The organism is Thauera aminoaromatica (genome assembly GCF_000021765.1).
Taxonomy (GTDB): domain Bacteria; phylum Pseudomonadota; class Gammaproteobacteria; order Burkholderiales; family Rhodocyclaceae; genus Thauera; species Thauera aminoaromatica.
The window spans coordinates 207,943-230,895 of record NC_011662.2 but is presented as its reverse complement, the minus strand read 5'-3'; the positions used below and the strand labels follow the sequence as shown (position 1 = coordinate 230,895).

The window sequence follows — 22,953 nt, the reverse complement described above, 5'->3', positions numbered from 1 at the left end:
CCCGCTCAGCCCTCGGCCGCGACCTCGTCCGTCGCCGCCGGCGGCAGCTCCAGACCGCCGAAGCGGCGGAAGAACTGCGCCGACGGCGGCGGCAGCGGCCCCTCGGGCGTGGCGCAACTCGCCTGCAGGTGCCGGCACGCCGCTCGCCAGCTCAGCCGATACAGTCGCGCGCACAGCTCGCGCGCCGCGTCCCCCCGCCAGCGGTTGGGCATGACCTGCACCGGCAGCTGCGGATCGTGCAGCAGCACGCGGCGGAACTCGTGCATCAACAGGGTCTGCACCAGGAAGGCCTGCTCCGGCTCGGCCTCGCCCGCACCGAAGGCGCGCAGCAGCGGCCGGAAGTGCTCGATGAAGCCGTCGTAGGTGGCGGCGATCGCCTGCAGGTCCCAGCACTCGCGCACCAGCTCGTCGGTGGCCGCGCCGGTCACCCCGTCCAGGCCGCGCGCGGTGAGCGGCACCACGCGGTCGCGCAGGCCGCAGCCGTCGAGGATGTTGCGCAGGGTCGAGGCGTCGTCGGTCGGGCGCAACAGCACGCCGGCGTTGAGCGCCCCGTAGCCCGCCCAAGACAGCTCCCGGCGCAGGTTGTCCGCCACCCGCGCCTCGAGCGCGGAGGGCAGCATCACCACCTGCCAGGTCCCGCTCCAGCCCTCCCCCTCGGGCTCGAAGATCCGCCGCCACGCCGGCGCGAAACGGCGCATGCCGGATGCGGCGAGGCGGTAGTAGCTGCGCCGGCCGACCTGTCCCGACTCCAGCCAGTCGTCCTGCACCAGCCGATAGACGCTGGTGCGCACCACGCGCTCGTTGAGCCCGAAGGGCGCCATCAGCCGGATCAGGTCGGCCAGCCACACCACGCCGCCGTGCACCGCGATCAGGTCGCCATACACCGAGATGATCAGCGAGTTGGCGCTGATGCGCCGTCCGGCGAGGTGGGCCTCGACCCAGCGTTCGATCACGCGGCTCTTCATGCGCTCTGGTCCATGTCCGTGGTGCGCGGCGGCATCCACGCCGCTGCGGCCCTCCATCCTATGCAGATCCCTTCATATTGATCCATCCCACCCGCCTGCCTAGATTGCCCGAGGCTCATCCGTCGCCGCAGCCGCCGCGACGGCCACGACACCGCCCACCCCGCGAGCCCACCCCCAATCGAGGAGACTCCGCATGACCCGCAACACCCGCATCGCGCGCATCCGCCGCAGCCTCGCCGGAATCGCCACCGTGACGATCGGCCTCTTCGCCGCCCAGGCGATCGCCCAGCAGCCCGCATCGATCGTCGTCGCGTCGACGACCTCCACCGAGCAGTCCGGTCTCTTCGGCCACATTCTGCCGCAGTTCAAACAGGCGACCGGCATCGACGTGAAGGTGGTCGCGCTCGGCACCGGCCAGGCCCTCGACGTCGGCCGCCGCGGCGACGCCGACGTGGTGTTCGTGCACGACGCCGACGCAGAGCGGAAGTTCGTCGATGAAGGCCACGGCATCGAGCACCGCAAGGTCATGTACAACGACTTCGTGCTGATCGGGCCGAAGGACGATCCGGCCGCCGCCAAGGGCAAGGACATCACCGGCGCGCTGCAGAAGCTCGCCGCCGCCAACGGCAACTTCGTGTCGCGCGGCGACAAGAGCGGCACCCACGCCGCCGAGCTGCGCTACTGGAAGGCCGCCGGGGTCGACAACAAGGGGAGCGGATACAAGGAATGCGGCTGCGGCATGGGCCCGGCACTCAACATGGCGGCATCGAGCGGCGCCTACGTGCTCGCCGACCGCGGCACCTGGCTCAGCTTCAAGAACCGCGCCGACCTCGCGGTGCTGGTCGAAGGCGACACCCGCCTCTTCAATCAGTACGGCGTGATGGTGGTGAACCCCGAGCGCCACCCGCACGTGAAACAGGCCGAGGCGCGCAAGTTCGTCGAATGGGTGGTTTCGCCCGCCGGCCAGGAGGCCATCGCCGCGTACAAGATCGAGGGCGAGCAGCTCTTCTTCCCGAACGCCGGGCAGTAAGGCGAACGGGGCAGGAGCGACGCGACACGCGATCGGCTGGTGCCGAAGCGAAGGCGCGGACTCCAGGCACTGCAATCGCGACTTGCGTCGCTCCTACCGAAAAACACCGGACCGGCGCCGACCCCGGGCGGCCGGGCTGCGCACACGCGAGGCCCCGGCCCCGCGGCCGGATCGAAGCCGGACGAGCCGGCCCCGGCCTCAGGTCGCGATGCCGCCGGTGTCGAACACCTCGGCATGGATGCGCGCCGACTCGACCCCCAGCTCGTGCAGGGTCGCGATCTGCGCCTCCAGGAAGCCGACCGGGCCGCACAGGTAGTAGTCGGCCCCCTCTGCCAGCACCTCGCCCGCCAGCGCGCGCAGATCGACACGGCCCGCCTGCACCGGTGCCGAAACCGCGCCTTCGTCGTGGAACAGATGCAGCCTCACCTGCGGGTTGCGCTCCGCCACCTTCGCCAGATGCGCACCGAAGGCGAACACCGCGGCATTGCGGCAGGCATGCACGAACTGCACCGGACGCGACGGCGCCGCCGCTACCAGGCGGTCGAGCATGGAGATCATCGGCGTGATGCCGACCCCGCCGCTGATCAGCACCACCGGGCCGTCGTGGGTCTCGTCGAGGAAGAACTCGCCGAAGGGCGGCGCCAGCTCGAGCATGTCGCCCACCTTGTAGAAGTCGTGCAGGCGGTTCGACACCCGACCGGCCGGCGTGGTCGCGCCCGCCGGCTCGCGCTTCACCGAGATGCGGAAGTGCATGGCCCCCGGCGCGATCGAAAGCGTGTATTGGCGCAACTGCATCACGCCGAGCTCGGGCACGAACACCCGCGCGGTGGTGTACTGGCCGGCGCGGTAGGCCGGCAGCGGGCCGCCGTCGCAGGGCACGAGGTGGAGGGACGTGATCTCCTCGCTCTCGCGCACCTTGTCGATGATGCGGAAGCTGCGCCAGCCGCTCCAGCCGCCATCGGCGTTGCAGGCCTGGTTGTAGAGCTTGCTCTCGGCGTCGATGAAGACGTCGGCAAGCGCGCCATAGGCCACCCCCCAGGCTGCGATCAGCTCGTCGCTGGCGGCGTCGCCCAGGACCTCGCGGATCGAGGCCAGCAGGTGCTTGCCGACGATCGGGTAGTGCTCGGCGCGGATGCCCACGCTGGCGTGCTTGTTGGCGATCAGGGTGATCACCGGCGCCAGCACCGAAGGGTCGTCGATGTTCTCGGCGTAGGCCAGCACCGCCATCGCCAGCGCCACCGGCTGCTTGCCGGTCTCGTTGTGCGACTGGTTGAAGATGTTCTTCAGTTCCGGGTTGTGGCGGAACATGCGCTGATAGAAATACGTCGTCAGGGCAACGCCGTGCTCCTTGAGCACAGGGATCGTGGCCTTGACCAGTTCGCGAACGCGGGCGTCCATGTCGTCTCCTTGGGGGTCCGCACACGGCGGACTTCATTTGGATGAACTCGAGCGCGGCGCAAGGGCCACGCAGCCCGGAGATCTTGGACGCAGACACCCGCCCCCGCTATCCGCTCACAACGTGACATATATCCAGTTTGTGCACACCCGGCGCTCAGGCCCCCGGCAATGGCAGCGCCGTCTTGTCGATCACCCGCCGCAGCACGAAGCTCGAATGCACGCCGGTGACGCCGGGGATGCGGGTGATGCGCTCGAGCAGCAGCGCCTGGTAGCCGTCCATGTCCGTGACCACCACCTTGAGCTGGTAATCGGCGTCCTGGCCGGTGATCAGCAGGCATTCGAGCACCTGCGGGATCTTCTCCACCTCGGCCTCGAAGTGCGAGAAGCGCTCGGGCGTGTGGCGGTCCATCGAGATGTGGATCAGCGCCATCAGCGACAGGCCGAGCTTCCTGGCGTCGAGCAGGGCGCGGTAGCCGCGGATCAGACCGGACTCTTCCAGCGCACGCAGCCGGCGCAGGCAGGCCGAGGGCGACAGCGCGATGCGGTCGGCGAGCTCCTGGTTGCTGATGCGGCCATCCTGCTGGAGCAGCTCCAGGATCTGGCGGTCGTAGCGGTCGAGTTGCACGATCGGGCGCTCCATTCTTTCCGAAAGGCAGATTATTTCATTCAAGTTCGTAAGTACGCATGTTCCTGCACAAATAAGCGCGCTCGCACCGCAACAACGCAATCGTCTGCCGCCGCACGGCGCGTAGACTTTCGTCCATCGAATCACGCCATGCCCACGAGGACCGCGCCATGATGTTGCAGAACCCCGCCGCCAAGTACCGTCCCTTCGCCCCGATCGCGCTCGCCGACCGCCAGTGGCCGAACACGCTCATCGAGCGCGCCCCGATCTGGATGAGCACCGACCTGCGCGACGGCAACCAGGCGCTGTTCGAGCCGATGAACGTCGAGCGCAAGATGCGCATGTTCCGCACCGTGTGCGAGATCGGCTTCAAGGAGATCGAGGTCGGCTTCCCGTCGGCCTCGCAGACCGACTTCGACTTCGTGCGCGCGCTCATCGAGGGCGGCCACATCCCGGCCGACGTGACCATCCAGGTGCTCACCCAGGCGCGCGAGGACCTCATCCGCCGCACCATGGAGTCGGTACGCGGCGCGCCGCGCGCGATCATCCACGTCTACAACGCCACCTCGCCCACCTTCCGCGAGCTCGTGTTCGGCATGGAGAAGCCGCAGGTACTCGCGCTCGCGGTCTCCGCCGTACGGCTGATCAAGCAGATCGGCGCGGAAATGGAGAAGGAGTGCGGCACCGAGATCCGCCTCGAATACAGCCCGGAGACCTTCTCCGCCACCGAACTCGACTTCGCCCGGGAGGTCTGCGACGCCGTCACCGCCGAGTGGGGCGCCACGCCCGAGAACAAGGTCATCCTCAACCTCCCCGCCACGGTCGAGGTCGCCACGCCCAACGTCTATGCCGACCAGGTCGAGTGGATGCACCGCAACCTCGCCCGCCGCGACAGCGTGGTGCTTTCGTTGCACCCGCACAACGACCGCGGCAGCGGCGTCGCCGCCGCCGAGCTCGGCCTGATGGCGGGCGCCGACCGCGTCGAGGGCTGCCTGTTCGGCAACGGCGAGCGCACCGGCAACGTCGACATCGTCACCCTCGCCCTGAACATGTACACCCAGGGGGTGTCGCCCGGGCTCGACTTCTCCGACATCAACGCGGTCGCGCGCACCGTCGAGTACTGCAACCAGCTTCCCATCCACCCACGCCACCCCTATGTGGGGGATCTCGTGTTCACGGCCTTCTCCGGCTCCCACCAGGACGCCATCAAGAAGGGATTCGCCGCTCAAAAGGCTGGCCAGCCGTGGAACGTGCCCTACCTCCCGATCGACCCCGCCGACGTCGGCCGCAGCTACGACTCCGTGATCCGGGTGAATAGCCAGTCCGGCAAGGGCGGGATCGCCTACCTGCTCGAGACCGAATACGGCATCGTGATGCCGCGCCGCCTGCAGGTGGAGTTCTCGCGCGAGGTGCAGCAGGTCACCGACGCCAGCGGCGGTGAGATGTCGGCGGCAGCGATCTGGGATCTGTTCCGCAGCACCTACCTCGACAACGTCGAGCCGGTGCGCTACGTCGAGCACCACCTCTTCGAGCATGGCGCGGCGCAGGGCATCCGCCTCGTGGTCGAGTTCGGCGGCACCCGCCACCTGTTGGTCGGCGAGGGCAACGGCCCGATCGACGCCGCCATCCACGCCTTGCGCGGCGCCGGCATCGACGTCCAGGTGCGCAGCTTCGAGGAGCGCTCGGTGGCGCCCAGCGAGAACGGCGGCAACGCCCAGGCCTGCGCCTTCCTCGAGCTCACCGAGGCAGGCGGACAGGGCGGCGATCGCTACGGCGTGGGTATCGATGCCAACATCGTCACCGCCTCGATCCGCGCAATCCTCAGCGGGGTCAATCGCCTGCAGCCGGACTGCGCCCGCGCACCCGCGGCGCGCGCAGCCTGAGCAGCGACGGCACCCGCTGCCGCTACACCTGGGACGGCCGGCTTTCGCAACCCGCGCCAGCCGGCCGCGCAGTGCTGCAGCTCGCGCAGTGATAGCCGTAGCGCGAGCTGCCGCGCACCACCTGGCGGCGTCCGCTCACCGACTGGCGCTTGCCGCAGCGCCGGCACATGAAGGTGGGAATGGTCACGCCGGCCAGCTTGGCCTGGCGCTCGGTGGCGTCGCGATACAGTTCGATCGCGCACTTGTGGCCGTAGCTGGATCTGAAGCTCATCGAACAACCCTCCCGCCGGAAAATCTTCAGGACTGCAGCGCCGCGACCTCGCGTCCGTGCAGCGCGTCGAGGCGCGCGAGCAGCGCCTGCGGCACGACTTCGACAACCGCCGCGGCGCCTGCATGGATCGCGCCCTCGTTGCCGTCCAGAGTCAGCAGCTCGCCCTCGCGCAGGATGTGACCGCCGAGTTCGAGCGTGCGCCCCGCCTCGTCGAGACGCAAGGCCTCGCAGCCGACCAGGCAGACCTTGCCGAGCTGGCGCGCGACCACCGCGGCGTGCGCAGTGCGCGCGCCACGGCAGGTGAGCAGGCCCTCGGCGAGTTCGAGCGCGGCGAGATCGCGCGTCTCGGCGTCCTGGCGCACCAGGATCAGCTTCGCCCCCGCGGCGTGGCGGGCACGGGCGCGCGCCTCGTCGAAGACGATCTCGCCACAGGCCACCCCGCTCGCCGCGCTCGCGGCGCGGCCGAGCGGCACGAGCGCGGCACCGTCGGCGCGCACGATGCGGTGCTCGGCGAGCGCGCGCACATCCAGCGCGGCGGTGCGGACACGCGCGGTTTCCGCATCGATCACGCCCTCGTCGAGCAGGTCGAGCGCGATCCGCGCCGCCGCTTGCGGCGTGCGCTTGCCGGCACGCGTCTGCAGCAGGTGGAGCACGCCCTGCTGCACGGTGAACTCGAAGTCCTGCATGTCGCCGAAGGCGCGCTCCAGGCGGGCGGTCACGTCGAGCACGGCCTGCCACACCGCGGGGGCGACCGCGGCGAGCTCGTCGTGGCCGTGCGCGCTGCGCCGGCCGCTGACCACGTCCTCGCCCTGCGCGTTGAAGAGGAAATCCACCCATGGCCGCGGCTCGCCGCTGCTCGGGTCGCGCGTGAAGCCCACGCCCGCGCCCGACAGCCCGCCGGCGTTGCCGAACACCATGCGCTGCACCGTGACCGCGGTGCCCATGTCGTCGGCCAGACCGTGCATCGCGCGGTAGGCGCGCGCCTTGTCCGCATGCCAGGACGCGAACACCGCGGCGATGGCCTGGCGCAGCTGCTCGTGCGCATCCTGCGGGAAGGCCTCGCCGGCTTCGCGCCGGTAGGTGTCGAGGTGGCGGGCGGCGAGCTCGCGCAGCGCCGCGAAGTCGAGCACGCGCTCGTCGCCCTGGCCGCACTCGCCACACTCGCCGCGCACGGCCTCGAGGTCGGCGTCGAAATGCTGCGCGTCGATCCCGGCGACCACCTCGCCATAGCCGGCGATCAGGCGCCGGTAGGCATCCCAGGTCAGGCGTGGATGGCCGCTGACGCGCAGCAGGCCGGACAGCGTGGTCTCGGTGAGGCCGATGTCGAGCAGGGTCTCCATCATCCCCGGCATCGACACCGGCGCACCGGAGCGCACCGAAAGCAGCAGCGGATGGCGCGTGTCGCCGAGGCGCAGCCCGCTCAGGCGCTCCAGCTCGGCGAGCGCCGGCCGCCACGCGGCCTCGGCGAGCGCGCCGGGTTCGGCACACCATCCGGTACCGATCACGAAGGCCGGGGGCACCGGCAGGCCGAGCGCGGCCATGCGCGCGAGGTTCCACGCCTTGGAGCCGAGCGCCTCGGCGCTGCAATCGGCGGGCAGGGGCGCGTCGGCGTGGATCAGGCGGACGACACGACGGGCGTCGGCCGGCGCGGCGGCGGACGCCGCATCGGGATGCGCCATCATCGGACTCTCCTCGTTGTGTTGCGCGCTCATCGCCCCACCCCCGCGCGGCTGAAGACCAGCCGGCGCAGGCCGTAGCCGGTCGCCAGCAGCCAGTCGGTGGCCGACTCGAGCGCTTGGGCGAAGTCCGTGCTCAGGTTCAGCGTCGCCGCGTCGCTGACGTGCTCGGCGAGCGCGCGGCGCACGTCGCGCAGCAGCACGTCGCACTGGCGCTCGGCGTTGAGCACCCGCCACAGCGCGGCGACGAACGCCTCGTGGTCCTCGGCGCTGCTGTCCTCGCCGAATCCGCGCGCAATCTCGAGCGCGCGCACGTGGTCCTGCGCCGCACCGAGCACCGCGTCGGCGAGCAGCTGCATGGTCTGGTGCACCTCGCCGCGCCAGCCCTGGTGGTGATCGGCGGCGATCAGCGAGAGCAGGAAGGCGGCCTCCTCGAGCGCGTCGGCGACGTCGTCGGCGGTCTCCACCAGCTCGGCGAAGGCCTCCCAGCGCGGTCGCGCCTCGGCGCGCGCACGTGCGTCCATCACCAGCTGGTCGGCGCGGCGCTCCCAGTCCTTGGCGCGCTCGGAGAATTCGCGCGCCGCCTTGCGGTCGCGCTCGTGGCCGTGGGCGAGGCCGTCGCGCAGACCCTCGGCGAGCGCATGGCAGTAGGCCGCGTGTTCGGCGAGCAGGTCGAACTCGTCGTGCCGGTGCAGGTAGCGCGCGAGCAGCAGGCGGGTGTCGTCCGCGACCAGCGCGAGCGGCTGGCGCTGCTGCATCGCCGCGCTCGCCAGCGCCATGCTCTCGAGTACGAAGGCGCGGGCCTTCTCGGTGCCGAGCACGCCGTCGAGGCGGTCGCCGATGCGGAAGTACTCCGGCCCTAGCGCCTGCATCGCGCCGAACACCAGCTGCTCGCCGCCGGCGGCCAGCCAGGCCATGTGACCGACGCGCCGGCGTGCGGCCTCGGCGAGGATCGCCACCGCGTCGGTCTTGCCGACGAACTGTTCGAGCCGCTTGCGCGCGCGGTTCCAGTCGATGAGGAACACGATGCGCGTGCCGATGCCCTCCAGCACCCCGCACAGCGCCTCCTCGTCCGCACAGTCGAAGGTCGCGGTGCCGACGTAATAGGTGGCGCCGAAGTTGAGCCCGGCGCTGGTGCGCGCCTGCGGCTCGCTCCAGTTGGCGCCGACCTCGCACAGCAGCGACTGGAAGAAGGCGAAGCGGCGACGGTGGAGATCGGAGTAGGTGAGCACGACGCGCAGACCCTCGACCTGAATCACCAGCACGTGGGCGTCGTTGGTGCCGATGTCGTTCTGCAGCAGCAGGCGCGCACCGTCGCGGGTGGCGGCGGTGTCCAGCCCGGGATGATCGAGCTTGAGCGCACGGGTGGCGTTGAGCCCGCGCATGAAGGCGGCGATGCGCGAGCGATCGGTCGCATCCACCTGCCATACGTGGGCGCCGTCGATGGTCTCGCTGGAGAGCTCCGAAGCGAGCCGGTTGAGCGCCTTGTGCAGGTCCATCACCAGCAGGTGCAGGCTGTCGTCCTTGCCGCGCTTGCCGCTGGTGAGCGCGTGGAGCTGGGCCGACGACAGCGTGTCCGGCGCGAGCGCTTCGAGCCAGGCGCACCAGTGCGCACAGCGCGCGGCGAAGTCCGCATCGCCTTCGAGCGGGCGCGCCATGGTGCACAGGTCCTCGGCGAGCAGGCCGGCCAGCCGGTCGAGCCCGGCCACATGCAGCTCCTTGCCCTCGCGGTAGGCGGTGGCCGGCAGCTGCGCCAGCCAGGGCGCATCGACTCCGGCGACGGCGAACTCGCGCGCGAGGTCGAGCGCGCGGGCGTCGCCGCGCTGCGCGCAGTCGTGCGCCGCCTGCAGCACGCTGAGATAGAGCTTCAGTCGATCGTTGGCGGCCAGCGCCGCACGCACGCGCGCCGGCCTGAGCAGTTCCGCCTGTCCCAGGCTGGCGACGGCCTCGATCTTCTCCATGACATCCTCCCGGTATTCGTGAAGGATTCTGTGGGTGAAATGTGACAGTCATGTCACGATGAATCCGCACCTTGCTGCGCTGCGCAAGACACGCTTCACGAAAGCGCAATACGGCTGTCAAGCGCCGGGCGCAGATTATGTTCAACGACCAGCGCGCGATCGTCGGGCGGGGTAGCGGCCCCCTCCGCACGGGATGCGCACGGAGGCGATTTCTCATGCCAGCTTCACGACGGGGCGGCAAACGGCCGGCGACGGCCCCTTCTGCCAAGCAGCAACCGGACCGGGGCGCGCACCCGGCCCCGCCCGACTCGAACGGCCACAATGGCCGCATGGTCTCCAATGGCCGCAACGGCCTCCCCGACGGACGGGCGGTTTACCGCCACATCGCCGCGATCGGCGAGGGCCTGACCGCACGCGCCGACCCCTTCGGCATCGCCGCACCCATCCTGCATGCGCAGATGGCCTGGCTGATGCATCCGCAGGAGCTCGGCGAGCGCCTCGCCGGCCTCGGCACCGACCTCTGGCAGCTGCAGTGGCACACCTGGCGGCGCGCGCTCGGCCTGCCCAGCGCCGACCCGGTCAAGCCGCACGCCGACGATCCACGCTTCGCCGACCCCGTATGGACCGACTCGGCCACCTGGGACCTGGTGAAGGAGTGGTATCTCGCCTTCACCCACCACGTCCAGGACATGCTCTACGAGACCCCCGGGCTGTCCGGCAAGGAGCGCCGGCGCGCGGCGTTCTGGTGGCGCAAGTGGCTCAACGCGGTGGCGCCGACCAACTATCTCTGGTCCAACCCGATCGCGCTGCGACGCTTCATCGACACCCGCGGCCACAGCCTGTGGCAGGGCTGGCAGAACATGCTCGCCGACCTGCAGGCGGGCAACGTGCGCATGACGGATCCCGACGGCTTCCACGTCGGCGACAACCTCGGCACCACGCCGGGCGCGGTGATCTTCCGCAACCGCCTGCTCGAGGTCATCCACTACGCGCCCACGCAGCCGCAGGTGCATGCCGAGCCGGTGGTCATCGTCACCCCCTGGATCAACAAGTTCTACATCCTCGATCTCAACCCCAGGAAGAGCATGGTGCGCTACCTGCTCGACCAGGGTCTGGACGTCTACATCACGAGCTGGAAGAACCCCGACGCATCGATGCGCGAGGTCCGCTTCGACGACTACCTCGTCGAGGGCATCTCCGCGATCGTGCGGGTGGCGCGCGAATGCAGCGGGGCCGAGCGGGTGCACGCGGTCGGTTACTGCATCGGCGGCACCGCGCTCGCCACCTGGATGGCCTGGGCGGCGCGCCATTACGGCGAGGACGCCGTGCCGGTGCGCGACTGGACGCTGTTCACCACCCTGGTGGACTTCCACAAGCCGGGCGACATCGAGGTCTTCATCGACGAGGAGAGCGTCGCCCACCTGAGCGAACAGATGAAGGAGAAGGGCTACCTCGATGGCAAGGACATGGCCGCCTCCTTCCGCCTGCTGCGCTCGAACAGCCTGATCTGGCACTACGTGGTGCACGGCTGGCTCTATGGCGAGTCGCCCGCGCCCTTCGACGTGCTGTACTGGAACATGGACACCACGCGCATGCCCGCCGCGATGCACGCCTGGTACCTGCGCGAGCTCTACCTGAACAACCGCCTCGTCCAGCCCGACGCCCTCGTCGTCGCGGGCGAGCCGATCGACCTGCGCCGCATCCGCCAGCCGCTCTACGCGGTGGCCGCGGAAGACGACCACATCGCGCCGTGGGCGCAGACCTTCCACACCATGCACCACGTCGCCGCCGACAAGCGCTTCGTGCTGTCGAGCTCCGGCCACATCCTCGGCATCGTCAACCCGCCGGTGACGCCGCCCAGGCGCCACTACCGTGTCGCCACCGCCCATCGCGCCGACCGCGCGCCACTCTGGCGCGAGCGCGCCGCGCTGCGCGAAGGCAGCTGGTGGGAGGACTGGATGGCCTGGCTGAAGCCGCGCGCCGGCGAGCTCGTAGCCGCACGCCCCGCCGCCGACGAACGCCATCCCGCGCTGGGGGATGCACCGGGGACGTATGTGCTGGAAGCGTGAGCCGCGAGGGGTCGAGTGTGAATTGCGGGCGCAGCGCGGATTTTTTGCTTGGTTTCGATTCGACAGGAGGAAGCATCATGCAGACGCACGCTCATCTCACCGCCCCCGGCACGCCGACGGGCGACCGCCTCGGCCTCCATGCAGGCCTCGAGAGCCTCGGTGCGCAGCTCACCGCGCGCTGGCAATCGCGAACGAGGAAGCACGTCGCCGACCTGCTCGACGACGCCGACGCGCTCGCCGACTGGCATCGCAACCTGGAGCGCCTGCGCCGCGGCGAGCACGGCTGATCTCCTTGCGCGCGCCCGTGCGCACGTGCATGAGCGCGCAAGCGCAGCCTAGAATGCGGCGCTGAAGCCCCCGAGGAGCGCACCGTGAGCACCCACACCCGCAGCGCCTTGCGCGCCAGCCTGAAGCAGGAAGATGTCGCGCTCGACGAGCGTCTGCCCGAAATCGCCGGAACACGGCCCCCAACCCGCCCGGAAACCGAGGCCCCACCCCTGCCGGCAGAGCCCGCCAAGGCGAAACCCGAGAAGCGCAAGCGCGAATCCTTCGCTCTGGTCGCCAGCGACCTGCGCCGCCTCGATGCCCTGCGCAGCACGATGAAGGCCGCCGGCCGGCCGGCGCGCAAGTCCGAGCTGGTGCGCGCCGGCCTTGCGGCGCTCGCGGCCCTCGACCATGCGGAAACGATCGCTCTGCTCGATGCGCTGCCGCCGTTGAAGCGCACCGCCGCGAAGGATGATGAGAAGGCCCGGGCCGGCAAGAAGAAATCCTCGCAGCGCAAGGCTGCGGCCCGCAAGCGCTGAGCCCGGCGCGCTTCCGCAGATTCTCCGCCATGGATCCCGACCTCGGCACCGAACTGTTCGAGTCGCTCGGCCTCGACGCCCTGCTGCCCGAGTCCCTCTCCGCCTGGCGTCCGCTGCTGCTCGAGGGAATGGCCTTCTTCCTCGATCGGCTGCCGGAAGCCCGCCTCGGGGCGATCGTCGCCGAGCAGCTCGCGCTCGCCGCGAGCGTCTCCGCCGCGCGCGCCACCGCCCTGCTCGCGCGCTGTCCCACACTGCACAAGCTCGGCCAGGTCGTCGCGCGCCAGCCCGGCCTCGACGCGGAACTGCGCCGCCACCTGCAGGCGCTCGAATCCCTCCCCGCGAGCACGGACGACGGCGCCCTGCACGCCCGCATCCGCGCCGAGCTCGGCGCTGGCCACGGCCTCCACCTCGCCGACCGCGCGCTCGCCGAAGGCAGCGTGGCCGTGGTGCTGCCCTTCTCGTGGCGGCAGGACGGGCGCAGCCATGAGGGCGTGTTCAAGGCGCTCAAGCCCGGCATCGGCGAACGGCTGGCCGAGGAGCTCGCCATCCTGCCCGCGCTCGGCGACTTCCTCGAACGCCGGGGGGCGGAGTTCGGCCTGCCCGCCATCGACTACCGCAGCCACCTCGCCGCCGCCAGCCGCCTGCTCGTGCAGGAGATCCGTCTCGACCGCGAGCAGGCCAACCTGCGCGCCGCCGCGGCGCTGTTCGCCGCCGACGCCGACGTCTTCGTGCCGGCGCTGCTGCCCTGGTGCACGCCCGCGCTGACCGCGATGGAGCGCATCGACGGCCCCAAGCTCGCCGACGCCGCGCTGTCCGCGCACGAATCCCGCCGCCTCGGCCGCGCCCTCGTCGGCGGCCTGCTCGCCCGCCCCTTCTGGTCGTGCGGCGAGGACGCGCCCTTCCATGGCGACCTGCACGGCGGCAACCTGCTGCTCGCCCCCGACGGCCGCGTGGCGGTGCTCGACTGGAGCCTCACCGCGCGCCTGAGCAAGGCCGAGCGCGAGGCCCTGGTGGAAGTCGCTCTCGCCGCTCTCGCACTCGACGCATCACGCATCATGGCCGGCCTCGCCGGGCTGGGCCTGCGCGACACCCGCGCCGCCCCGATCGGCGCCACCGTCGAGCACGCGCTCGATACCCTGGTGCGCAGCGGCCGGCCGCTCGGCTTCGACTGGCTGGTCGGGCTGCTCGATGCGCTGGCGCTGCAGGGCGCGGGCGGCTTCGGCGAGCAACTCGCGGTGTTCCGCAAGAGCTGGCTGTCGCTCGCCGGCGTGCTCGGCGACCTCGGCGCCGGTCACGACACCGACCTGCCGCTGCTCGGCCTCGGCCTGCAGCGCTTCGCCGCCGAGTGGCCGGCACGCCTGCTCGCCGAGCCCGACTCGCGCGCCTTCTCCACCCACGTGTCGACCGCCGACCTGCTGCGCGCGGCCGCGGACACCTGGCCGGCCGGACTGCGCTACTGGTTGCGGCTGCTCGGATTCGCAGGCGCCGAAAATCGCGACGCGCGTCGCGCCGACGGAAAACCGACGCGGCTTCCGCAGGGCCTGTAGGAGCGACGCGAGTCGCGATACCGCGCTTGCGCAGGCGTGTGCGCAAATCCGCTGCGCTGCGACCACCGCGCTCCCGCCCGAGCCCAGGCCCGAAGTCTCCCGGGAGCCCGGTTCGCGCCTTGCGGCGCTGCTCCCTGGGCACCATCGCGGTTCCCGCGTCAGCGCCTCTTGCGCTTGCCCTTCGCCACCTTGGGCAGGGCCGCGACCAGGCGGGCGATCTCGCCGGTGTCGCGCTCGGCCAGCAGCGCGAGGCCGGCGCGCAGCAGCGCGGACTTGCTCACGAGCACACCGTGCTCGCCGAGCGCCTCGCGCAACGCCTTGATGCGCTTGTGCTCGCGCGCCGGCATCGAGAACGAATCGCGCTCGACCTTCTCGCCCTTGTCGCGGCGCCCGGCCGCGGCGGGCGCGGCAAGCTCGAGCAGCGTTGCCGTGGCACGCTTCTCCGCCGCAGCGGATCCACCCACCGTCGGCTGCAGCGCCTGCGCGGCGGTCGTCGGCGTCGCGGTGGCGGCAGGCTCCGCGGCGTCCGGCTTGCCCACACGAGGCTGCGCCGCAGCCGGCTTCGCGACCGCCCGGCTGCGCTCGGCGAGCGCGGCGTCCTCCTGCTTCAGGGTCTCGCGCAGCTTCGACTTCAGTCCGCTGCTGGTGGCGCTCATCCTCGCTCCTCGATCAACTTGACGACCGCCGCGACCAGGCGCGCCACCTCTTCCTGCGCGGGCGCGGCGGACCGCCCCAGGCCGAACACCGAGGTCCCGCGCACCGCGCCCAGCGCATAGGCGCTGCGCTGCGACAGCGCGGCGTCGAGCACCGGCAGGGTGAAGTCGCGCAGCACCTCGAGCACGTCCGCCGACAGCGCGGTACGCGTCACGCGGTTGGGCAGCAGCGCGCCGCGCAGGCCGGGGCGGCTGCGCTTGCGCTCGAGGATCAGGCGCTCGATGCCGCGCGTCGCCCACAGGTCGGTCGGGCCCGGCACCACCGGCACCAGGGCGATGTCGCACAGCGCGAGCGCGCTCATCGTGTGCGCATGCTCGATCGACGGCGGGCAGTCCATGACCACCACATCGACCTTGTTGGCAACCGGTCTCAAGGTCTTGCCCATCTCGTCGGCACTGCCGGACAGGCGCACCACGCGGGCGGGGAAGGGTGCATCGGCGGGCGCGGACTCGGCCCAGCGCGAGGCGCTCTCCTGCGGATCGAGGTCGGCCAGCGCGACGCGGTAGCCCTCGAGGGCGAGGCCGGCGGCGAGCTGCATGGCGACCGTGGTCTTGCCCGAGCCGCCCTTCTGGGAAATCAATGCGATCAGGGTGGGTGCGCTCATGGTCCATCCCGTGGAGGTGATGGCCGACAGTCTAGCCAATCGGCCGCCCGCCGTGGCCCGCCAGAGGCGTCCCGTGAACGCGTGGTGGGAGCCGGCGTCCGGTCATGCGACCGCCCTGGGCCGCAACAACGTCCTGCACGGGAAGGTCCGCAATCGAGGCCCCGAGAAATATTGCACCGCAACAATCACGCCGCAATCCTTTGCTACAATTCGAACCTTCTGCAACAGGGTTTCCAGCCATGGCGCAAGAGATCGAGCGCAGGTTCCTCGTCCGCGACGTCCGGATCCTCGACGGACGCAGAGGCGAGCCCATCATCCAGGGCTACCTCGCCAAGGAGGTCGGCTCCATGTCGACGCGAGTCCGCATCCGCGGCGAGCGCGCCTTCCTGACGCTGAAGTCGCCCAAGCAGGGCTTCAGCCGCGACGAATTCGAGTACCCGATCCCGGTGGACGACGCCCACCAGATGATCGTGCGGCACTGCGCCGGGCGGGTGGTGCGCAAGACCCGCTACCTGGTCGACCACGCCCACCACGTGTTCGAGGTCGATGTCTTCCAGGGCCATCACGCCGGCCTCGTGGTCGCCGAGGTCGAACTGCCGCACGAGGAAACCCCGCTCTGCCTGCCGCACTGGATCGGCGACGAGATCACCCACGACTCGCAGTACGGCAACTTCACCCTCGCCGAACAGGCCGCCCTGCTCCACGGTACGCCGCACCGCACGCACGCGGCGCCCACCCCGGTCGTCGTCGCCCCCCGCAGCCTGCCTGCAGCGCACTGAACCGGCGGCCGCAGCCGCGTTCCGACGCAAGCCGGCGCCCCCTCACGCCGCCGCGGCGCTCGGCACCAACCCACCCGCATGCTGCCCGGCGAGCCAGGCGCTTGCCGCCTTCGCCTCGAGCGGGCGCGCGCACAGATAGCCCTGGACCTCCTGGCAGCCGAGCTCCCCGAGCGCCGCCTGCTGTTCGGCATGCTCCACGCCCTCGGCCACGGTGCGCAGGCCCACGCTGTGCGCCATGCGCAGGATCGCCTCGACGATGGCCGCGTCCTGGCGGTTGGTGGCGAGCTCGGCGACGAAGCTGCGGTCGATCTTGAGCGCCGAGATCGGCAGCCGGCGCAGCAGGGTCAGCGAGGAGTAGCCCACGCCGAAATCGTCGATCGCGATCGAGGCGCCCATGCGGCGCAGCGCCTGCAACAGGCCGTTGGCGGCCGGTCCGTCGGCGGTGAGCGCGCTCTCGGTGAGCTCGATCTCCAGCCGGCGCGCGGCGACGCCGTGTCGGTCGAGGATCTCCACGATGCGCTCGACCAGCTCCGGACGCAGCTGCGCCGGGGACACATTCACCGCGATGCGCGGCACCTCCAGCCCGGCCCGGTCCCAGGCCGCGAGTTGCGCCAGCGCGAGTTCCAGGACCGCGAGACCGAGCTCCCAGATCAGCCCGCAGTCCTCGGCGAGCGGCACGAAGCGGCCGGGTGCGAGCAGGCCGAGGCGCGGATGGCGCCAGCGCACCAGCGCCTCCATGCCGGCAAGCCGGCCGTCTTCGAGGCACAGCTGCGGCTGGTAGTGCAGCTCGAGCTGGCCGGCGGCGATGGCGGCGCGCAGCTCCGACTCGACGGTCATGCGCTCGACCGCGCGCGCGTTCATCTGCTCGGAGAAGAGCTGGTGGCGGTTCCCGCCCGACTCCTTGGCGTGGTACATCGCCAGGTCGGCGTGGCGCAGCAGCGACTCCTCGTCGTGGGCCTGGAACGGGTACACCGCCACGCCCACGCTGCCGCCCACGCGCAGGGCATGCCCGCGCACCTCCAGCGGCCGGGTGATGACGTCCACGATCTTGGCCGCCACCGCCTCCGCATCCGCGACCTGCCAGAGATCGCCGAGCACGATCGCGAACTCGTCGCCGCCGAGGCGGGCGACGGTGTCGCACTCGCGCACCGCCCGGCTCAGGCGCAGCGCCATCTCCTGCAACAGGGCGTCGCCGAGGTCGTGGCCGAGCGTGTCGTTGATCCACTTGAAGCGATCGAGATCGAGGAAGAGCACAGCGAGCAGGTTACCGCTGCGCTGCGCGGCCCGTACCCCCTGGTGCAGCCGGTCCATCAACGCGGCGCGGTTGGGCAGCCCGGTAAGCGCATCGCGGGTGGCGAGTTGCATGATGCGCGCCTCGGCCTCGTGGCGGCGGGCGACCTCCTCCTCGAGCTCGCCCACACGCTGGCGCAGCTCGAGCTCGTCGGTGACGCTGCGCGCCAGCACCGCCAGCGCCTCGCGCGCCGTCGCACCCAGGCGGCGCGGCCGGGAGTCGATCACGCACAGCGTCCCCACCACCTCGCCGCCCGGCATCACCAGCGGCATGCCGGCATAAAAGCGGATCCCCGGGTCGCCGCGCACCAGCGGGTTGTCGGCGAAGCGCGGGTCCAGGGTGGCGTCCTCGACCTCGAAGAGGCCGTCACCCAGCAGCGCATGGGCGCAGAAACTCACCGAACGCGAGGTCGTCTGCACTTCGACGCCCACGCGCGCCTTGAACCACTGGCGGTGGGTGTCCACCAGGCTGATCACCCCGACCGGCGCCTCCGCGATGCGTGCGGCGAGGCGGGCGATCGCGTCCAGCGCGGGCTCGGCCCGGGTATCGAGCACCTGCAGCTGCTGCAGCCGGCGACGGCGGCGCAGCTCATCGAGCGGCAGCGGCGGCATCCAGCTCGCGAGCTGGGCGAGCAGCACGCTGGGGTCGCCGGCCTTGTCCAGGAAGGCATCCGCGCCGGCGTCGAGACACAGCGCCTCCCAGGGGTCGGCAGGCCGGCTGCTCAGCACCAGCACACGCGGCGCCAGGCCCGGGGTGGCGCGCAGCCGGCGCAGCACGCCAAGGCCGCTGCCCTGGGAGAGCGAGAGGTCGAGCAGCACGGTGTCGGGGCGCTGCGCCGCGATCAGCGCGACGGCCGCGTCCTCGCCGGCCGCGCTGCCGAGCACGCTCAGCTCGGGATGGTCGGCAAAGAGGCGGATCAGGTTGTCCCGCAGGAGCGGGGAATCTTCGACGATGACGATGCGCATGATGGCGGTTCCACGGAGGGATCGGACGTCATCCATGTTCCGCGTCCGCGCCGCTCGCCCCCAGCGGCGCCTCGCCGATGCAGGGGTCGGCGGCCCGCCGATCATGCTGTAGGGCGAACACCTACAACATCGGCAGCGGGGCACCGCAGCCTCACCCGACGACACCGCAGCCTGCACGCCGCAGGCGGCGGGGCGGGACTTGCGGTCGCCAACTTCAGGAGCGCCGAGGCGGAGGGCGTCGCGGGGGAGACAAGGCGACGCATGTCCGAGGAGCGCAGCGACGAGTTTGCGTCGCCGCCCCCGCGACGTGCTCCGCCGAGGGCAGCCCGGCGCGAAAGCGACGGGCCGCGAGTGCAGGCGGCGACCGCAAGTCCCGCCCCACCGCCGGTTCGCTCGCGACACCTCGCCCGAAAAACCTCCCCCCGCGCGCCCTCAGCCCCCCCGATCCACCAGCCCGTGCTCGGAACAGTAGCGCGCCATCTCCGCCGTATTGGCGAGTCCGGTCTTGTCGATGATGCGGCTGCGGTAGGTGCCCACCGTCTTCACCGACAGATGCATGATCTCGGCGATCTCGCTCGCGCCGTGCCCGGCGGCGATCAGCAGCAGCACGCGGTATTCCTGCGCCGACAGCGTTTCGTGCGGCGCACGCGCCGGCGCCTCGCCCGAGAGCAGATCGGCGAGGCGGGCGGCGAGGTCGGAGCTGATGTAGCGCTGGCCGCTGCGCACGCGCTCGATCGCGGCGACCAGCTCGGTGGTCGCGTGCTCCTTGGTCAGGTAGCCGGCGGCACCGAGCTGCAGCGCACGCGCCGCATAAGCCGCCTCGTCGTGCATGCTCAGCACCAGCAGCCGGGTGAGCGGTGCGGCACGGTGCAGCCGCACGAGCCCCTCCAGCCCGCTGGTGTCGGGCATCGACAGGTCGAGCACGGCGAGCTCCCATTCCGCCGCCCGCACCTGTTCGAGCGCCTGCGCCAGGCAGGAGGCCTCGCCGATCACGGCGTCGGGCCAGCGTTGGGTCACGAGCTGGCGCACGCCGAAGCGCATCACCGGATGATCGTCGACGATCAGCAGCTTCATCCTCCTTCCCCCCCGGTCGCGATCAGCGGCACCCTCGCCTCGATCCTCACCCCGCCCCCGGCGCCGGAGCCGACGTGCAGCTCGCCGCCGGCGAGCGCCGCGCGCTCGCGCATGCTCAGCAGCCCGAGCGAGGAGCGCGCCTGCGGCGCCATGCCGACGCCGTCGTCCTCGACCGCCAGGCGATACTCGCCGTCGACCGCCACGCCCTCGACCCGCACCCGACGGGCCTGCGCGTGGCGGGCGACGTTGGTGAGCGCTTCCTGTGCGATGCGGTAGAGCTGATTGGCCTGGTCGGCGCTCAGCTGCCCGGCATCGACGAGCGCGACCTCGCAGGCCAGGCCGGTGCGCTCGGCGAACTGGCGGCCGGCGAGGCCGAGCGCCGCCTCCAGGCCAAGGTCGTCGAGCAGCGGCGGGCGCAGCGCCGCCGAGATCCGCCGCACGGTGGCGATGCCCTCGCCGAGCACGGCCTCGATCTGCGGCCAGTCCTGCTCCCGTCCGGGCGCGCCCTGGAGGGCGCGGTGCACCATCATCTTGAGCGCGGTAAGCAGCTGCCCGAGCTGGTCATGCACCTCGCGCGCGAGCCGCCTGCGCTCGTCCTCGATGCTGCGGTCGAGGCCGTGCGCGAACGCCTCGATCTCGCCGAGCGCCCTCTGCAACTCAACGGTGCGCTGCGCGACCGTGTCCTCCAGGCGGGCGTTCGCGGCGAGCAGCGCCGCCTCCGCATCGACGCGCCGGCGCCGCTCGCGCTGCAGCAGCCCCCACGCGGCGAGAATCAGCGCGCCACCGATTGCCGGCAGCAGCACGTTGAGAAGCAGCGCGTGCGCCCGCAGTGCCGACAAGCTGCGATCGCGCGCCTCGATCTCGGCGCGCAGCATGGCCTCGATGCCGGCAAAGCGCGCGCGGATGCGATCCATGGTGTCGCGGCCCTCGTCGAGGCGCTGCTTCCACGGCGAATTTTCTTCCGCGTAGGCGCGGCGGTCGGCGATGTTGCGTTCGGCGAGCGCGACGCGATGCTCGACGAGGGTCCACAGGGTCTCGAGGCGGGCCTGCGGCAGGTCGTCGAGCGTCCGGCGCAGCGCCTCGGCGGCCAGCAGCAGCCCGTTGCGCGAGCGCGAGCGCGCATCGGTGACCGCTTCGAGTTCGCGCAGGCTGGCGTGGCTGGACCAGGCCAGCGCGACAAAAAGCGCCAGGCCGAACAGGATCAACAGGGTTGCGGCAAGCACGCCGGTCGGCTTGCGGGGCAGATCGCTCATCGACATCGAGGGCCGGTCGGGGCGGCGGATCTCAGCCGCCGGTCATCATCGGCCCGATGTTAGCGGAATACGGCGTGCAGATGCACGCGCGCCCCGATCGAGGCCGTATCGCACTCCGCAGAGCCGGCGCCGGCGCGGAACGTGGGTGTTCAACGCCGCGGCGGCGTGGCGCGAGAGCCCGTCGGAGGCCCCGGGGGCAGCCGCAGGACTCGTTTGGCGTCGTGCGCGAGCGCGCCCTCGCGCCGGCGCGCCACGAACACCAAGCCGAGCGCGCCGAAGTTCATCGTCAGCGCATACACCACCGCGCCGACGGCGAGCTCGGGCTGACGCAACAGCACGATGGCGACGAAGATCGCCAGCCCCGCGTTCTGCAGCCCGCACTCCATCGCCACCGCGACCGCGTCCCGACGCTCGGCGCCCGCCAGCATCACCAGGCCGTAGCCCAGGCCCATGACGACGAAGTTGAGCACCAGGGTCGCCGGTCCGACCGACAGCAGGTTGGCGAGGATGGTGTGCCGATGCGACACGAAGGTGGCAACCACGATGGCGGCGAAGAACAGCGTGGCGACGCGGGCGACGAGCGGCTCGGCGCGCGCCGTGAGCGCGGGCGCCCGGCGCCGCAGCAGCATCCCGGCGACGATCGGCACTGTCGTCACCACGAGCACGCTGCCGATCAGGCGGCCGACCGGCAGCGCGGCCAGCACGCTGCCGTCCGCACCGAAGACGCCCTCGCCGAATGCGGCGAGCACCGCCTTGACCAGCAGCGGGAAGGTCAGCAGCGCGGCCAGGCTGCTGATCACGGTAAGGCTCAAGGACAGCGCCGCGTTGGCGCGCGCGAGGTGGGTCAGGAAGCCCGAGCTCGCCCCGCCCGGGCAGGCCGCCAGCACCATCAGGCCCATGCCGAGGAGCACCGGCAGGTCGAAGGCCAGCACCACCGCGAGCGCGGCCAGCGGCACCAGCACGAGCTGGCCGAGGAGGCCGATCAGCAGCGCGCGCGGGCGTGCGAACACGCGGTGGAAATCCGCCCCCTGCAGCGCCAGCCCGACCGAGAACATGATGAAGGCGAGGGCGGCGGGGAGCAGGACGTCGATGCTCATCGGTGCGATCTACAGGCTGGAGACGAAGACGATGCCGGCCGCGGCGAGCAAGCCGGTGCGCGTACCGGCACGCGCGGTGTCGACCAGCAGGGCGTTGAGCGCCGGCCCGCCCTCGGCACGACCGAAGCGCCACACCAGCGGCGCCAGCGCGGGCGCGCCGACGAGGCCGAGGATCGCGCCCGGCGCGCCGCTCGCGGCGATCAGGATCAGCGTCGGGATGGGCAGCAGCACCAGCAGCGCGAAGGCGCGGCGCGCGCCCTCCGCGCCGAGCAGCGCGGCGAGGGTGCGACGCCCGGCGCGCAGGTCGCCGGCGAGGTCGCGATAGTTGTTGACCAGCAGCACCGCGGCGGCGGGCGCACCCACCGCCAGCCCGGCGAGCAGGTCGAGGTGGCCGAGCGCGCGCGACTGCAGCCAGTGGCTGCCGAGCACCGCGAACACGCCGAAGAAGAGCAGCACGAAGAACTCGCCGAGCGGCGAGTGCGAGATCGGCCGTGGCCCGCCGGAATAGGCCCAGCCGGCGATCAGCGAGGCCAGCCCGATCGCGAGGATCAGGGCGCCGCCGACGACACAGAGCCAGGCGCCGAGCAGGAGCGCGAGCAGCAGGCAGAGCAGGGCGCCGCGCTTGACCTCGGCGGCGCTCGCCCAGCCGGCGAGGGTGACCCGCAGCGGCCCGAGGCGCTCGGGACGATCGGTGCCGCGCTCGAAGTCGATCGCATCGTTGTAGAGGTTGGTGCCGATCTGGATCAGCAGCGCGCAGGACACGGTGGCGAACAGCACCGCCCACGCCAGCTCGGCGCCGTCGGCGACGGCGAGCGCGGTGCCGAGCATGACCGGGGCGAGCGCCATGCCCAGGGTGCGCGGCCTGATCGCCGCCCACCAAACCGCGAGCGTGCCCGGGCGGGATGGCGCGGGATGCGGCGGCGTCACGCCCCGCCTCGACGGGCGGGA

Annotated in this window: 20 protein-coding genes; 7 read left to right on the top strand and 13 right to left on the bottom strand. The window is 71.6% G+C overall.

Annotation, left to right across the window (positions count from 1 at the left end; genetic code table 11):
* Positions 1-5: 5 nt before the first annotated feature.
* Positions 6-965 (bottom strand): phenylacetic acid degradation operon negative regulatory protein PaaX, encoded by a 960-nt coding sequence (gene paaX / locus TMZ1T_RS00920; protein WP_004324810.1) that lies wholly within the window; start codon positions 963-965, stop codon positions 6-8.
* A gap of 193 nt (positions 966-1,158) precedes the next feature.
* On the opposite strand from paaX, the gene TMZ1T_RS00915 reads away from it, so the two are divergent.
* Positions 1,159-1,995 (top strand): extracellular solute-binding protein, encoded by an 837-nt coding sequence (locus TMZ1T_RS00915; RefSeq protein ID WP_004324812.1) that lies wholly within the window; start codon positions 1,159-1,161, stop codon positions 1,993-1,995.
* A 198-nt stretch (positions 1,996-2,193) separates the two neighbouring features.
* Here TMZ1T_RS00915 and hmpA read toward each other — a convergent pair whose 3' ends face one another.
* Both hmpA and TMZ1T_RS00905 read right to left on the bottom strand, forming a co-directional pair.
* Positions 2,194-3,393 carry an NO-inducible flavohemoprotein gene (hmpA, locus tag TMZ1T_RS00910; RefSeq protein WP_004324814.1) on the bottom strand — a complete coding sequence of 400 codons (1,200 nt, stop codon included), beginning with the start codon at positions 3,391-3,393 and terminating at the stop codon, positions 2,194-2,196.
* 154 nt (positions 3,394-3,547) lie between these two features.
* Positions 3,548-4,018, bottom strand: coding sequence for an Lrp/AsnC family transcriptional regulator (locus tag TMZ1T_RS00905; protein ID WP_231570607.1), 471 nt, complete (start codon positions 4,016-4,018; stop codon positions 3,548-3,550).
* 170 nt (positions 4,019-4,188) lie between these two features.
* On the opposite strand from TMZ1T_RS00905, the gene leuA reads away from it, so the two are divergent.
* The gene (gene leuA, locus TMZ1T_RS00900; RefSeq protein ID WP_012584297.1) at positions 4,189-5,901 is read left to right on the top strand and encodes a 2-isopropylmalate synthase; all 1,713 of its coding nucleotides are present in this window, start codon (positions 4,189-4,191) and stop codon (positions 5,899-5,901) included.
* Positions 5,902-5,923: 22 nt separating this feature from the next.
* Here leuA and TMZ1T_RS00895 read toward each other — a convergent pair whose 3' ends face one another.
* The 3 genes from TMZ1T_RS00895 to TMZ1T_RS00885 are packed head-to-tail and all read right to left on the bottom strand — an operon-like array spanning position 5,924 to position 9,809.
* Positions 5,924-6,172 (bottom strand): hypothetical protein, encoded by a 249-nt coding sequence (locus TMZ1T_RS00895; RefSeq protein ID WP_004324820.1) that lies wholly within the window; start codon positions 6,170-6,172, stop codon positions 5,924-5,926.
* 26 nt (positions 6,173-6,198) lie between these two features.
* Positions 6,199-7,884 (bottom strand): PEP/pyruvate-binding domain-containing protein, encoded by a 1,686-nt coding sequence (locus TMZ1T_RS00890; RefSeq protein WP_261789156.1) that lies wholly within the window; start codon positions 7,882-7,884, stop codon positions 6,199-6,201.
* A complete protein-coding gene (locus TMZ1T_RS00885) occupies positions 7,881-9,809 on the bottom strand; it encodes a DUF47 family protein (RefSeq protein ID WP_012584295.1) in 1,929 nt (642 codons plus the stop codon). Before TMZ1T_RS00885 ends, TMZ1T_RS00890 begins: the two co-directional genes overlap by 4 nt.
* A gap of 329 nt (positions 9,810-10,138) precedes the next feature.
* Here TMZ1T_RS00885 and TMZ1T_RS00880 point away from each other — a divergent pair, with 329 nt between their 5' ends.
* The 4 genes from TMZ1T_RS00880 to TMZ1T_RS00865 all read left to right on the top strand — a co-directional run bounded on the left by TMZ1T_RS00880 (position 10,139) and on the right by TMZ1T_RS00865 (position 14,228).
* Positions 10,139-11,878 (top strand): PHA/PHB synthase family protein, encoded by a 1,740-nt coding sequence (locus tag TMZ1T_RS00880; RefSeq protein WP_004314860.1) that lies wholly within the window; start codon positions 10,139-10,141, stop codon positions 11,876-11,878.
* A gap of 77 nt (positions 11,879-11,955) precedes the next feature.
* Complete coding sequence (locus TMZ1T_RS00875; protein WP_004314862.1) at positions 11,956-12,165, top strand: hypothetical protein; 210 nt, start codon at positions 11,956-11,958, stop codon at positions 12,163-12,165.
* 84 nt (positions 12,166-12,249) lie between these two features.
* Positions 12,250-12,681: a hypothetical protein gene (locus TMZ1T_RS00870; RefSeq protein WP_004314863.1), complete on the top strand. Its 432-nt coding sequence runs from the start codon at positions 12,250-12,252 to the stop codon at positions 12,679-12,681.
* 29 nt (positions 12,682-12,710) lie between these two features.
* Positions 12,711-14,228, top strand: coding sequence for an AarF/UbiB family protein (locus TMZ1T_RS00865; protein WP_004314865.1), 1,518 nt, complete (start codon positions 12,711-12,713; stop codon positions 14,226-14,228).
* Between the two features lie 158 nt (positions 14,229-14,386).
* Here the strand turns inward: TMZ1T_RS00865 and TMZ1T_RS00860 are convergent, their stop codons facing one another.
* Positions 14,387-14,884: a hypothetical protein gene (locus tag TMZ1T_RS00860; RefSeq protein ID WP_004314866.1), complete on the bottom strand. Its 498-nt coding sequence runs from the start codon at positions 14,882-14,884 to the stop codon at positions 14,387-14,389.
* Complete coding sequence (gene parA, locus TMZ1T_RS00855) at positions 14,881-15,546, bottom strand: ParA family partition ATPase (RefSeq protein WP_004314867.1); 666 nt, start codon at positions 15,544-15,546, stop codon at positions 14,881-14,883. Before parA ends, TMZ1T_RS00860 begins: the two co-directional genes overlap by 4 nt.
* A 239-nt stretch (positions 15,547-15,785) precedes the next feature.
* Here parA and TMZ1T_RS00850 point away from each other — a divergent pair, with 239 nt between their 5' ends.
* Positions 15,786-16,325, top strand: a complete 540-nt coding sequence (locus tag TMZ1T_RS00850; RefSeq protein ID WP_004314868.1) for a CYTH domain-containing protein — start codon at positions 15,786-15,788, stop codon at positions 16,323-16,325.
* A 42-nt stretch (positions 16,326-16,367) separates the two neighbouring features.
* On the opposite strand, the gene TMZ1T_RS00845 is transcribed toward TMZ1T_RS00850, so the two are convergent.
* The 5 genes from TMZ1T_RS00845 to menA form a co-directional block, all read right to left on the bottom strand.
* Positions 16,368-18,581 (bottom strand): EAL domain-containing protein, encoded by a 2,214-nt coding sequence (locus TMZ1T_RS00845; RefSeq protein ID WP_012584293.1) that lies wholly within the window; start codon positions 18,579-18,581, stop codon positions 16,368-16,370.
* Positions 18,582-19,013: 432 nt separating this feature from the next.
* Positions 19,014-19,655: a response regulator gene (locus tag TMZ1T_RS00840; protein WP_012584292.1), complete on the bottom strand. Its 642-nt coding sequence runs from the start codon at positions 19,653-19,655 to the stop codon at positions 19,014-19,016.
* The gene (locus tag TMZ1T_RS21455) at positions 19,652-20,908 is read right to left on the bottom strand and encodes a sensor histidine kinase (RefSeq protein ID WP_012584291.1); all 1,257 of its coding nucleotides are present in this window, start codon (positions 20,906-20,908) and stop codon (positions 19,652-19,654) included. The genes TMZ1T_RS00840 and TMZ1T_RS21455 overlap by 4 nt, the downstream gene beginning before the upstream one ends.
* Positions 20,909-21,057: 149 nt before the next feature.
* Positions 21,058-22,005, bottom strand: a complete 948-nt coding sequence (locus tag TMZ1T_RS00830; protein ID WP_004314873.1) for a bile acid:sodium symporter family protein — start codon at positions 22,003-22,005, stop codon at positions 21,058-21,060.
* Positions 22,006-22,014: 9 nt separating this feature from the next.
* Positions 22,015-22,932: a 1,4-dihydroxy-2-naphthoate octaprenyltransferase gene (gene menA / locus TMZ1T_RS00825; RefSeq protein ID WP_012584290.1), complete on the bottom strand. Its 918-nt coding sequence runs from the start codon at positions 22,930-22,932 to the stop codon at positions 22,015-22,017.
* Between the last annotated feature and the right edge of the window lie 21 nt (positions 22,933-22,953).